Raw genomic sequence first — 14,498 nt, 5'->3', positions numbered from 1 at the left:
GGCCACATGCCTTGCTTTATTCAACATTAACCGTTCAAAGACTAAAACGGTATGTTAATCGTCATTATCTCGCAGTACACTAAATCCCGAAATAAGCCCCTCTTTTTATGCCTAAATTAGATTATACATCAAATAATCGCTATCCCTATGGCAGACTTCCGAAATCCTCAGCGATACTTTTCGTTGATACATGATATTGCAGATCAATCAGAAAGTAACAATTCCAATTTAACTGATCTATTTGGAATGCTCCAAAAATCAGACTTAGACACTCGAAGTGTTAAACTCCTTAAGAATGAAACTCCGGATGTAATCCGCGAAAATCTTAACAAGAGTACACTTTTAAAAACCTTCATAAAAACAAGACCGAGCAGACTCCCCAATGAGTATCAAGTTGTAAGGCGTGAAACTCCATTGATCACTGATCAGATTACCAAAAATTTTTCAGCTAATGCCGCTGCAAATCCAACAAAAACCCTTGGCCCTTTTAAAGCTGGCGACGGAAGACTGTTTTGGTTTGATTTCTATAAATACGAAAAGCTCATTCGTGTCTTTTTAAGTGGCGAGAGTAAACCTTTTATGCTTATACCTTTGAAATTACTATTAATTCAGAGGTCCTCCACTCAATATACGCTCGGAAAAGGCAGTATATGGTTAAGGGCAAATCTTTTTACCGATAAAACAGGCAATACAAGATATACTGGTGTTAAAATCAAAAGCGGTAAAATAACCTTTAACAAAAGCATCCAAATCACAGGAGATTCTATAACAATTACTGCTCAAAATACCTTTACCCTTGATCTATCCCTAGACAATACCTTTCAATCAACAGGAACAGGTAGCTGTGGGCTCGATGCTAGAATATCACAAGTAAATCTTCCTGAAACATTAACACTGAATTACGCTGCTAAAAAAATAACAATTAACAGTGCAGGAAATAGTAACTGGCAAGTATATGGAGACCAAAGAGCTTTTGCTTGGCTACCGGGTAAAGCTGTTACGTATGCTGAAGAAATTGACAGATTGGTTATTCCAATCCGTACAGATGTCCCGGATTTTGCAGTTCAAAACTGCGAATCAGGATTCTCCAAAATTGCAGGTAAGGCTAAGGTAAGTGCAGCTGCATGGTGCCTTGCTCTAGGCGAACTTGACGTTGATAAACCATTCTCCATCAAAAACAATGGTGCACTTGTTGTAATGTGCCAAAAAGGATTGAGTTGTAAATGGCAAGGAATTGAAGAAAGAGATCAACCCATCATACTAAACAGCCCAATAATTTTGGCGGAACCTGGCATGATAAACATTCATGAATATAAAGCCAACTTCAACGTCATCACCGAAAATTATAAACTGTGGCAAAAAAATATTCAGCAGCCGCTTAGAACAGAAGTTACGATTTCTTTCTTAAACAAAAGCAAACTTCATTACTACGCACTTGAAGAAGGCGTAGAGGGCATTTTAGCCCTTGCAGATACAAACTTTGCCGTTGACAAGCCCATTAAAGCAGACGGAACACCTGCTTCGCCAACAACAAAAGATAGTCTTTACGTAAAATACATCACCAATACACTCAGCGAGGTCGCAATTTTAGATCTGGATATGTTAAATGAAGAACAGGCTGGCGATATTAATTCAGAAAACATTATTTCAAAAGAAAAATTTACAGCCTTCAAAGGCCTTCCTCAGAAGTATCAGTTTGCCATGTCAAACGCTTATCTACTAACTACCCCTACAGCTGGTGTAATGCTTGCTGGATCTTTTAATTCAGAAAACATTATCATCAAGGGTAAATTAACAACCATTTATGGATTAATAGACCTCATACCTACTCTCCCTCATCCTTACACTACAAAACTTAAAAATACAACAAGAGATCGGTTGACAACCTATCGCAATGCAGAAGCATACAATAGGAGCCTAAAAGGAATTGTAACCTCTATTTGCGATTGGGATTCAACCTCAGAAATACCTCAGGATGTAACTGTTGATTTTAAACTCCAATACAATCAAGCCAATATTCTGCCTGATACACAAATCGCATTTAATGACAATTCGTTTGCCCTTGCCACAAGAGAAAATAATGAGATAGCCATGCTGGGGCGGAGGCAGGATGTGTTTGCTTTGCTTGATCTGAGTACAAATTACGACCTTTTGGGTGTATCCTTGTCTTTCAACCAAATGACTGTTTCAAGTGAGTGGTATGCAAATATTCAGCAAACAGGAGAGCAAGTAGTTACTATCGAAAAGATGGCGCTTAGAACACCTATGGCACTACTTAATGGTTTTACACTCCCACATATTTCATGGGAACCATTAGTAAACCTAACAAAACCAGAAATAAGTGCCGATCCTCCAATGGGAATAGTTGGCTATAAGGATAATGGCCCTGCAACAATCTTCTCTCAATTTGACACTAAGTTTATTGATATCGATCCGCTTAAATACATCGAGCGATTTAAATCCAACCTAAAATCAGACAGTGCAGAGACTCTCCATGATGAAATAAATCCTGCCTTATTAATGAAAAGACGCCCTATTGACAAGCTCCAAAGCAGTGTATTGTTTGGTCTTCCAAACGGAAAAATCTCATTGGCTTACATAAAACCCTTTGTCAGTGATCAATCAACGGTAAACACCAGGCATTTGGACTTCATACGCCCAGGATTTTCACTATATAATAATCAGCTAAAACTAAAAGGAGCTCTCCAATTCAGATTATCAGCAGATAAACCTACTAATTCAACAGCACCACCAACTTTAAAAGGCTTTACGGCTCAATTAAAAAACCTAACTGACGAAAATGGAGACGAAATAAGCCAAAGTATTTTAGGTGAAACAGTTCACAAAATCTTTAATAAAAGATTTGCCTCAGGAATATCTCTAACAGGAGTTCCAATTGAACAAATTGATTTTTCAGGTTATGGAGCTAGTATGTTTAGTAATTGGTTAAATCCCGCAGCAATGTTTGCTGATGTTACCCAAGTTAAATTTGATGTATTAATCGGCAGAGTCTCTCACGAAGTAGTTCAGGTAATAAGTATCTTATACCCATGGGCAATTACAGTAATCCGTACAATTACCCTATACCGTAGAAACAATGCTATTATTTACCGCGAAGACAGTGGTTGGATTGCAAAAAGTGATGGCACATTTGATTTTTCATTTGAGGCTCCTGCGGATGCCAGCATGAACAGTGCCCCTTTCCACAACCCCTATACGTTCCATCCCGGCTTAATGAGTGGATTATTTAATGTTCACAATATAAAAGAGGTAGAAGGTGATAATCTTTCCTTTGATTACACACCAACGGAAGGTGATTATTACAAAAATAATCAAGATGATTTTGTGCATAAAACCGGCAACGGAAGCAAAACCACCGCTGAGTTTGTTGGAGTTACTTTTGATGCCAATATAAAAATAGAAAATATCAGTAGTGGAGAAACCGAGGGCTATGTAACAGGTAAACAGTTCAAGGGATATTTACAAGTACAACCTTCTGGAGTACCCATCTCTAAAGAGGCTTTCAATAACCTAATGAATAAGAACCAAAATTCCATTGGCGGCAGTACAGACTGTACAATGGATTTAGGCGGTAGTTCGCAGAAACTCAAAATCAACAGAGTCGATGTAGCCTCTTCATTTCAAAAAAACACTCCTTCCGACATCATTTTTGTAGTTGCGGCCAAAGGCTCTGTTCAGCTACCAGGTGATGGCAGCTGGAGCATTGTAGAAGTAAATAAACAAAGCGGAGAAGTTCAACCGGTAACTAATAAGCTGAGCGTTCCTGTAATTAGAAAAGGCGAAAGAGATAGACTCAACGGAAATTTCACTTTAAACAACCAAAGTACTATTTCTCAAATCGCATTTCCTGATGCTTTGCTAAACAATGAAACGTCCTTTCCACGCAGGTATGGCTACGTCCAGAATACAGGAACTCAAAAACTACTATTATCAGATCCAAGGTACGACAAAAACACACCTCTAAAGCTTATTACAGAAGCTCCCCTACTAGCCGACAGCTTTAGACTCTTAAACAGCAAAGGGCCATTTCCGAATCTCGGAAATGTATTAAAGATTGAAGATGTATTAGAATCGGCCACAGATATTATTCCAGGCGGACTATCTAAAGCCATTACCGGATTCCCTATACCCGATCATTTTGAATTTGATATTATCGGCAAAGATGGTGATGCATTCAGAATGTATATTAAATACAAAAGCGAACCAAAGGGAGGTGGAACAAAAGGTACAGTGGTAGATTATGTAACAGATTCGGCTGCTGGCGGCGACAAATGGAAAAATGAATTGAGTAACATGAGTATAGTTGTAGACCTTGCCTCATTCAAATCATTAATGACCATTAGCGGCGACTTTAAAGCAAAAGCTTCTGCTAACGCCGGGTTCGACTCAGGAAATGCGCCTCAGCTAAAACTCGCAGAACCTTTAGAAAAGATATACCAAATCCTTGAATTTCTAGATAATCTAGATCCTACTCAACCCGTAGAAGCTATAAAAAAAGGGCTACAAATAGCTATGAGTAATGCCGCCGATTCATGGGAATATAAATTTAAAGCATCAAAAGAAATTCCATTAGTAAAATTCCCTTTCGACTCTATCAATTATAACTCCCCAACTACCCCGCTTAAACTTGATGCTTATTTTAAAATAGGATGCTATTTTAATCAACCGATAAAAATACCGAATACCATAGAGCAGATTATCCCTTCTGCCGGGGCATTCCTCGAACTCGGTGCCGACTTAAGAGTAATGTGCGTTTCCGTGGCCGCCGCTACTGTGTATGCTGTCGGGAGAGCTGAGGTAGGCTTAGCTGCCGATCTGAAAAACCCACCTACCCTATATTTCAAATTTGGGTTCGGCATAGAGCTCGCAGTAGGCCTACCTGTTATTGGTAGTGTCGCTGTAATGTATATGGTCGGAGTCGATATGTCCATAAACTCAGAGGTCTTCACTGTTGGCGCATTTATTTACTTCAGAGGCAGGGCGGAGATTTTTGGTGGCATTGTAACCATTACTATCCAAATTGAAGCAGCCGGAAAAATTGAAAAACCCAATACGGGTCCCACTAGCTGCATTGCCATGTGCACCTTTGCTCTTGACATCAGCATATTCTGGGTAATAGACATCAGTTTTTCAGAAACCTGGGAAGAAACACGCCAGATTGCATAATAATTAATAGAATACCACATCATAACCTATTAAAATGGAACCTACTACACTTTGTATCCTTACTTTCCCTCAGCGCTATGAAAATGGGCGGATTGTTTTTAATATCGTTGTCATTCCACGTAATTTAAATCCATTGCTACCCATAGTTCCGGGGCAGTCTGCTTTTGCTGATGCTCAGCTACACTTTAAAGCAATGGTAATTAACAGCCTTGATGGACTCCCTCTTTCAACCAATGTAACTTTTGAACCCGCAGCAGAAATAGAAAACAACATTGAAAGCAGCAGAGCTATTTGGGAAGGACTCAAGATACAGCTTGAGCAAATGGATGGAATGAAAATCGATGATGCAGAAACCAATAAACCTGATCAGAAAGCCCAAACTGACGTTGACAGGTATAAAGGAGTATCAATCAGAAAATACCTTCCTGAAAGTTATCGAAACTCCTTTAACTTTATTAAAGCTAAAACCAAATATGCCCTTACAGGCGATGAATATCAATGCGCAGTTAAAAACAAAGAGAAAACGATTACAGATAAAAATAGCAACAGAGACACCTTATCATGGGGCAAAGTAATTGCTTATTGTTTAAGAAATCCACAACTCGCTCAGAAAGCCGGATTGATATATAAAGCATCTTTTGCAATTCCAGATGGCGAAAAGTGGTTTGATGATGGTGGTTGGCTATATGCTGATCTCGACACTACAAGCGATTATCGAGATATCTCAAAATTAAAATATGCCGCCAGAATCCCTGCCCTTAAAGGTAAAACAACTCGGGGTCTATTTGCTGCTGTGCAATTTCCTGTTTCAGAAATTGCCGTGGAGCATCCCGGCTACGATCAGGTCATGCGAGAAGCTATTCTATATGATGATGGTTTTGCGAAAATAGTGCATGCCAATCAACCTGTTAATCAAGATCTATTACAAGAAAAGGATGTATCAAATCCACCTTTAAAAGATGCAGGCATCCGATTGGGCTGGGATGATGAACAAATAGCAATTTGGTTTAACAGACAAATGCTCCAAAAAGAGGAAACTACCGATACCCAAATAGATGCCCCACTTGGAGTATTTGGCTATCGTTTAGATGTTAGAGAAAAAGGACAAGTAAACTGGTTCTCTCAGAATAAAATCATAGCAGAGCGAGGAACCTCTATTTTAAATGGCGAAATAGAAATTACTAGTGTTGGAGATAAACTAGAACCCGGCACGGAAGTACATCCTGCAGCTCATGGTGATTCTGCTAATGAGGGTTTTTGGTTACCCATGTACTTTTCTGCCTGGGCTGGTAAAGCAGTAACTATTGCTGATAAGGATTCTGAGGATATTAATATGCTTACGCCGGATAAGATGGTTGCACCAAACCCCGGAGTCAACAATACCATTAACACTATTCCTAAAAAAACTTTTCACCCATATATTCAGGATCCGGATCATCACCTACCCTTAATTTATGGTCACGACTATCAATTTAGAATCCGTTTAATGGATATTTCAGGTGGCGGTCCAATAGCAGATGAGAAAGCGATAAATGGCGGCGAATGCCCTGTTGCCGATGCTCATTTTAAAAGATATGTAGCTGCCGGCAGTTTAAACATTTTGAACATTCAACACATTTATGATGGTCTTGATGTCGGAACCAATGAAAACCCACTAAAAGACACCAGTATTTTGGAGAATCTGGTAAACGAGGCTAACCCCGTCCTTACCATCCAACGACCCTTACTTGCCTATCCTGCCGTGGTATATACTGGCAAATACACCGACCCGATCGATCAATTAAAAGCAGTTCTTGGCGACCTCCCACACGGTGCAACAAAAAAAGGATTGGATATTGGATTACCGGATCCAGATGTAGATTTCTTTAAGATAAGTATTGAAGTAAAGTCATTAGAAATGGATAATGCCCTTTCAGAAAACGGCAGAGAATCCTATATCTTATTGTATGAAAAGGAATACGAATTAGATTCCCAAATCAATAAATACGATCAGTTATTCGACTTGAATATCGTATACAAAGACTTTGATAAGCTAGACTTTATAAATGGTATACCACAAGATCAAAGAGGTGCAAAAAATGAATTGGTGCTACCAACATCCAGGCATCTTCGAATTACCTTTACGCCAATAATTAAATCTGCAGATAATAACTATGCTGCCGAAAATATTCTGGAAGGTAAAAAGCTCAGGTTATCTTCATTTAAACCCGCTAAAGATGAACGGTTGCTTTTATCACCAATAGATAGTGGTTTAATGGCTATATATCTGCAACCTGAACAATTAGCCGATCAACTAAAACAAAAAGACAATGATGGTCCATTTAGTTTAAACATTATAAACAGCAGCACACCAATAGAGCTTTCTAGATTAGCAGATGCACTGGATTTAGTAGCACAAAACCTAACACTTGAAGGTAAGAAAGGCCAAAGGATTCAGTTTGGTTGTTCCAAAGCAATGAGACATTCCATGGCTCCTGATTCTTCATCTATTTCATTTTCATCTCTCGCCGAATTATATAATCAATGGATCATTGCCGTTAACTATACCCTTTTAAGGGATTGGTCATGGGATGGGCTGGCCGTGGAAAGTATCTCAATTTACCGTCAGTGGAAAAAAGAGATTGAGGCCGGCTACCAGGCAGAAGAACTTGCCGGAACTATTAATGTTTCGCGAACCGCTGGTATCAACGCCTTGCAGGAACCAGATAGAAAAGACTCACAACTTATTTTCTTGGATGCCTTTGACCCTAAAAAAGTTAACGGTGAATTCCCAAGTGAGATCATGATCAGCTATAGGATTGTGGTTAATTTTAAAGACGGTTTCGAAGCAACAGCTAAAGATCATGACATTGAAAACGAAGTAATACACCTGCCCGTTACAATCATTCCTCATCAGGTTCCCGAATTAGTTTCTGCCGGAATAGCATTATCACCTTACATAGCTGATGAAGAAAAATATGCATCTACAGAAATCAGGCAGCGTTTTTTATGGTTGGAAATGGCTGAACCTCCTGCCGATCCCAACGACACTTATTACGTAAGGGTATTGGCTAATGCCCCAGACCCCTTACTTTGCCGCATTACAGGAGAGATCATAACCAATGACCCCGCAGATCCACCATTAAATGTAAACGATGAAAAGATTAGAATTATCATCAAGGGAATGGACAATGATTTTGCAGGCATAGGCGTTATGCAGGAAATGATCCCTGAAGACGACGGCAATGGTAAATCAAGATATTTTATGGTACCATTGCCTCCGGGTTTACACGCCGATAGCGATGAACTCTTCGGCTTTTTCACCTATGAAATAAGAGTTGGTCACAAAAAAGAACTGTGGAGCACCGCGCAAGCAAGGTATGGTCGCCCATTAAAAGTAAATGGCGTACAGCACCCGGCCCCAACCCTTAATTGCAATGCTTTTAGAAGAAAAAATGACCTATTTGCAGGGATTGGCAACGGGCTAGTCATAGAAAGAGAAGGACTGCACGAGATAAATACTGCAATTAAGAAAAAAACACAAAGCGAGGTCGTTGTTACAGCTCCTTTTGCCGTTGCCGTTTTAAATGGTAAAAATGTATCTGCACGACCACCACAAACCAGCCTCTGGTATATGCTTTACACACAAGTGAAACAGGCCGACGGAAGTACCTACCGCAATATCCTGCTCGATTCAGGCCATATGCCTTATGTTCCTCCAAAATACAAAAGAGAAACAAAATCAAGTCTATCAAGAACACCAGAGGGGATAATATTCGGGTCAGCAACAATAAAACTAAAGGATATTGAGTTCAGGCTATCCGAATTAGGGCTACCAACTAACAGCAGTTTAAGTGTCCTATGTGTAGAAATGTTCCCAATGCAAAATACCTGGCAAATTAACGTCGGGCGCAGAGGATTAAAAAGAGAAGTTCAGGAAAGCAGAATTTTAAGTGTTGAACCACAACTAAACCCGCTAACTGATGGCTTGGGGGCATATCGAATTTACCGAACATCTCCATTAGTACCCGTTGCAAATATATGTTGTGACGACTGTTGATAAGGATTAAATAGAAAAGCGTAAAAAGCATGCTATAAAGCTGATCTCCCATTTTTTTGTAATAGATTTAGGCTCTTAACTAAATTTATGAAGAAAATTCTGCTCAGCCTGGCACTGGTTTTTTCTGCTACGTCTCTTTTTGCCCAGCAAACTTATCCGGTTAATGGCTCTTACGACATCAGACAAGGCACCTATGCTTTCACCAACGCTAACATTGTGGTTAGCGCAAATCAAACAATCTCAAACGGCACTTTGCTAGTTAAAGGGCAAACCATACAGTCTGTTGGCACAGGTACATCCATTCCCAAAGGCTATGTGGTTATCGATTTGAAAGGGAAATTCATCTACCCTTCTCTCGTTGATGCCTTTACTTCTTACGGATTACCTGAAGCCACACGCGCATCTAATGGCCCACGTCAATCCATATTTACCTCTACAAAAAAGGGCGCCTATGGTTGGAATGAAGCCATAAGGCCAGAAACACAAGCCAACACATTATTTACTGCCGACAGCAAAAAAGCCGATGATTTGCGTAAAGCAGGATTTGGAAGTGTAAATGCAATTAACCGAGATGGTATTTCCCGCGGAACCTCTGTTGCAGTAACTCTAAGTGATGAAAAAGAAAACAGCACCATACTTAACCCCCAATCGGCAGCAAATTATTCGTTTAGCAAAGGAACCTCACAAAATGATTATCCAACATCGTTGATGGGTGCAATAGCCTTACTACGCCAAACTTATTACGATGCACAGTGGTATGGCAAACAAAAAGGAGAGTACAACATCTCTTTAGAAGAGTTTAACAAACAACAAAGCATCCCTCAACTTTTCGAAGTAGAAGGATGGCAAAACATACTAAGAGTCAGCAAAATTGGTAAAGAATTTGGCAAACAATACATCATAAAATCCAATGGCGACGAATATCAAAGGATAGATGCGGTTAAAGCAACTGGGGCAAGCCTTATCATCCCTATCAATTTCATCAAAGCCTATGATGTTGAAGATACTATTGAAAACAGAAGCATAACACTGGCTCAAATGAAAGCTTGGGAACTGGCACCTACCAACCCTGCTGCATTAGAAAAAGCGGGCATTAAATTTTCGCTAACCACCCAAGGACTGGAAAACCCAAAAGACTTATGGACTAACATTCGTACCGCTCTTGAAAATGGGCTAACTCAAAAACAAGCACTATTATCTCTTACCGAAATCCCGGCCGGGATGATTGGAATAGCGGATAAAGTAGGTACGCTTGAAAAAGGAAAACTAGCCAATTTCATCATCACATCTGATAGCCTCTTTAAAAAAGAAAACATCATAGAAGAAAATTGGGTGCAGGGCAAACGTTTCATAATCTTTAAAAAAGATGAAGATGCCACAAAAGACACCACCAATAAAACCATTGCTAAAACCCCTGAACCACAGAAAAAAGAAGCACTAGGCGCATTAATCTTTCCTTTCACCTCTTTTGGTAATACTACACCCTTAAAGCAGGAAAGTGTTTTATTGAAAAACGCTACCGTGTGGACCAATGAAAAAGAAGGCATCCTGCAAAATGCAGACGTGCTTTTAGAAAATGGTAAAATTAAAGCCATAGGCAAAAATCTAAATGCCGGAAATGCAAAAGTAATTGACGCTACCGGCAAGCACGTAACACCCGGAATTGTAGATGAGCACTCGCACATTGCCGGTGTTGGAGGCATTAACGAAGGCGCACAATCTGTGTCTTCAGAAGTAAGGATAGCAGATATCATTAACTCCGAAGATGTAAACATCTACCGTCAGCTTGCGGGTGGTGTAACCACTTCGCAGATTTTACATGGATCTGCAAACCCTATCGGAGGACAGTCGCAATTAATTAAATTAAGATGGGGCAAATTACCTGAAGAACTAAAGTTTGCAGGGGCTGATGGTTTTATAAAATTCGCCCTAGGAGAAAACGTAAAACAAAGCAATTTTGGTACAGGAGCAAGATTCCCTGTTACGAGAATGGGCGTTGAGCAAACTTTTGTAGATGAGTTCACACGCGCAAAAGAATACAAAGCAGAACTAGCCAAAAAGGGAAATACTGTCCGCAGAGATCTGGAGTTAGATGCTATAGTTGAAATTCTGGACAACAAGCGTTTCATTACCTGTCACTCCTATGTGCAGTCTGAAATTAATATGCTTATGAATGTTGCGGATAGCTTAGGCTTTAAAATCAATACTTTCACGCACATCCTGGAAGGTTATAAAGTAGCCGACAAAATGAAAGCCCGCGGCATCAACGCCTCTACATTCTCCGACTGGTGGGCCTATAAAATGGAGGTTGCAGAAGCAATCCCATATAATGGCAAAATCATGCATAATGTTGGCATAACCACTGCTTTCAACTCCGATGATGCAGAAATGGCACGCCGCTTAAATCAAGAGGCAGGAAAAGCCGTTTTATACGGAGGGGTATCAGAGGAAGACGCCTTTAAGTTTGTAACCTTAAACCCCGCTAAAATGCTTCATATAGATGATAAGATTGGCAGTCTTAAGGTTGGCAAGGATGCAGATGTGGTAGTTTGGTCAGACAATCCCCTATCCATTTACGCAAAAGCAGAGAAGACTTTCGTAGATGGTGTTGCTTACTGGGATATAGATCGCGATAGCCAAATCAGAAAAGCACAGCAAACCGAACGCGCAAGATTAATTCAAAAAATGAAGGACAGTAAGGACAAAGGTGGCAAAACCCAACGTCCTAAAGCAGACCAAAAGCGCCTGTATCACTGCGAAACACTAGAAGACTACGCTCTTGAACTTAATGAAATGGAAGGAACTCATAACCATGAATAAATACATTTTAACCTTACTTATATCCGCCATTGGGGTTAGTGCGTTTGCACAAGCCAATATTTCGCCTGCAAAACCTCAGGATAAAAAAACCATTGTTATGGGCGGAAAGCTACATGTAGGCAATGGAAAGGTAATTGAAACCAGCTATCTCATTTTTGACAAAGGCAAAATCATAGGCGTTGGAGATGCAACAGTGGCACGAATAAACATGAGCGATGCAACAATTATCCAAGCCAACGGAAAGCACATTTATCCCGGCTTTATTGCCCCTGTAACCAACCTCGGTCTAATTGAAATCAGCTCTGTTAAAGCTACGCTTGATTATAACGAGATCGGCGATTTCAACCCACACATCAGGGCTTTGGTTGCTTACAACACCGATTCAAAGGTACCTGCAACCATAAGAAGCAACGGTGTGCTTATGGCCCAGATAACTCCACAGGGTGGTACAATATCGGGCAGCTCATCAGTAGTGCAGTTAGACGCCTGGAATTGGGAAGATGCAGCTATTAAAAAAGACGATGCTATGCACCTAAACTGGCCTGTAACCCCTAAATTCAGAAACACTGGTAACAGGCCTCTTGTCTCTGCCGAGGCACTTAAAGAACGTACCCAAAACCTTTTAAACAGCCTCGATCAGTTTTTTACTGAAGCCAAGGCCTATGCAGAAACAGATAAACCAGCTGTAATAAACACCAGATTTGCCGCCATGAAACATCTATTTGATGGTACTCAGCGCTTGTTTATCTCCGCAGCCGGAGAAAAAGACATCATTGCCGCGGTTAAGTTTGCCAAAAAATACAACATCACTCCTGTTATTGTTGGCGGCGATGACGCCTATTTAATTACCGGTTTCTTAAAGGAAAACAACATTGCAGTTATCGTAAATGAACCACATGCCTTACCCAACTCTGATGACGACGATGTAAACATGCCTTATAAAAATGCGGGAAAATTAGCCAATGCAGGCGTTGATGTAGTAATGGGAATGCAGGGTTACTGGCAACTAAGAAACCTTCCTTTTATGGCCGGCACCATCGCCGCATGGGGTTTAGATAAAGAAAAAGCTTTACAAACCATTACCATAAATGCAGCCAAAGTATTGGGAATTGATAAAACCACTGGAACTCTTGAAATTGGTAAGGATGCAACTTTCTTTATCTCTGCCGGTGATGCGCTGGATATGAAAACCAATAAAGTTGAGCAAGCGTTTATTCAAGGCAGAGACATTAATTTAGATAACCTGCATAAGCAACTAGACAAAAAATTCAGTGATAAATATAATATTGGAGGGAAATAAAAGAGTGTTATAAAACAAAAAAGAGTGGCCCTATCCGGGGTCACTCGTTTTTTAACTAACTTATTATTCATAAAAAAACTGGCTGTTGGGGAAGGAGTCGAACCTTCAAGGGGTAGTTAGCTACAGTTCAAAAATTAATTTGTGGTCAACCCATAAACTGCGTTTATCCATTTATCCCCACCACCGAGACAAGAAGGCGTGTCTGCCAATTTCACCACCCAACAATAAACAAAGTACAAATCTTAAGTAGTAGGTTTAGGTTGATCTAACTACTTAATTGCTGTAGGGGAAGGAGTCGAACCTTCAAGGAGTGGTTAGCCCTTACGGGTTTTCCAAATTCTCCACCACCGAGACAAGGAGGTGCGTCTGCCAATTTCACCACCCTACAGAGTATAAACAAGTTTTAAAGAACTATTTTTTGCTACTTGCTTGATACAAATGTAACAACAACCTCCATACGTTGCAAATATTTTAAACATTTAATTTTATTATTACGATATTTTTAATTAACTTAGAGTATTGTTACCAAATACAAAAACGATGCTCAAAAAAGAAACCCAAAATTTAGAAATTGATAACCTGGATATTGATATTTTAAAGCAACTGATGCATGATGCCACTAAGCCATACACAGAAATTGCTAAAGATCTTATCGTTTCGGGCGGAACAATTCACGTTCGCATGAAAAAACTTCAGGAAATGGGTATTATCAAAGGGTCCCATCTGATCATTGATCCGCAAAAAGCGGGCTATGATATTTGTGCCTTCCTTGGTATCTACCTTGAAAAAGGAATACAGTACAAGGATGCTGTGGAACAATTAAGTAAAATTAAAGAGGTTGTAGAGCTTCATTACACTACCGGAGCCTATAGCATGTTCGCTAAGATCATTTGCCGCGACACAAGCCACCTTAGACATGTATTAAATGAAGAAATCCAGGCTGTATCTGGCATACAACGTACAGAAACGCTGATCTCTCTTGAAGAAAGTATAAAAAGGCAGATTGAATTGTAGTTTGTTTTATAGATCACCTCCCCGTCATCCTGAATTTATTTCAGTTTATATGTTTGAAGTAGCAAATTTCAACGTGTAAATTTATTATAAAAACAGCCATGGGAAATGTAACTTTAGGCAAAAGCCTGGACTTCAGTG

5 protein-coding genes and 2 tRNA genes are annotated in these 14,498 nt (G+C 39.9%); 5 read left to right on the top strand and 2 right to left on the bottom strand.

What is annotated here, in order from left to right; translation table 11 throughout:
- Positions 1-147: 147 nt before the first annotated feature.
- From HQN83_RS23140 to HQN83_RS23125, 4 genes are all read left to right on the top strand, one after another.
- Complete coding sequence (locus HQN83_RS23140) at positions 148-5,187, top strand: hypothetical protein (protein ID WP_173093810.1); 5,040 nt, start codon at positions 148-150, stop codon at positions 5,185-5,187.
- Between the two features lie 34 nt (positions 5,188-5,221).
- Positions 5,222-9,226 (top strand): hypothetical protein, encoded by a 4,005-nt coding sequence (locus tag HQN83_RS23135; RefSeq protein ID WP_173093808.1) that lies wholly within the window; start codon positions 5,222-5,224, stop codon positions 9,224-9,226.
- 87 nt (positions 9,227-9,313) lie between these two features.
- Entirely contained in the window at positions 9,314-12,046 is a 2,733-nt protein-coding gene (locus HQN83_RS23130; RefSeq protein WP_173093806.1) for an amidohydrolase family protein, read from the top strand.
- Positions 12,039-13,346 carry an amidohydrolase family protein gene (locus tag HQN83_RS23125; RefSeq protein ID WP_173093804.1) on the top strand — a complete coding sequence of 436 codons (1,308 nt, stop codon included), beginning with the start codon at positions 12,039-12,041 and terminating at the stop codon, positions 13,344-13,346. Before HQN83_RS23130 ends, HQN83_RS23125 begins: the two co-directional genes overlap by 8 nt.
- A gap of 79 nt (positions 13,347-13,425) precedes the next feature.
- Here HQN83_RS23125 and HQN83_RS23120 read toward each other — a convergent pair.
- Together HQN83_RS23120 and HQN83_RS23115 are read right to left on the bottom strand one after the other, a co-directional pair.
- Positions 13,426-13,570, bottom strand: a tRNA-Asp gene (locus HQN83_RS23120).
- A 56-nt stretch (positions 13,571-13,626) separates the two neighbouring features.
- Positions 13,627-13,734, bottom strand: a tRNA-Asp gene (locus HQN83_RS23115).
- A 152-nt stretch (positions 13,735-13,886) separates the two neighbouring features.
- Here HQN83_RS23115 and HQN83_RS23110 point away from each other — a divergent pair.
- Positions 13,887-14,360, top strand: a complete 474-nt coding sequence (locus HQN83_RS23110; RefSeq protein ID WP_048908245.1) for an Lrp/AsnC ligand binding domain-containing protein — start codon at positions 13,887-13,889, stop codon at positions 14,358-14,360.
- Positions 14,361-14,498 lie beyond the last annotated feature (138 nt).

This window comes from Pedobacter foliorum, from assembly GCF_013266735.1.
In the GTDB taxonomy this organism is placed as follows: Bacteria; Bacteroidota; Bacteroidia; order Sphingobacteriales; family Sphingobacteriaceae; genus Pedobacter; species Pedobacter foliorum.
This window is presented reverse-complemented; position numbering and strand designations above follow the sequence as displayed.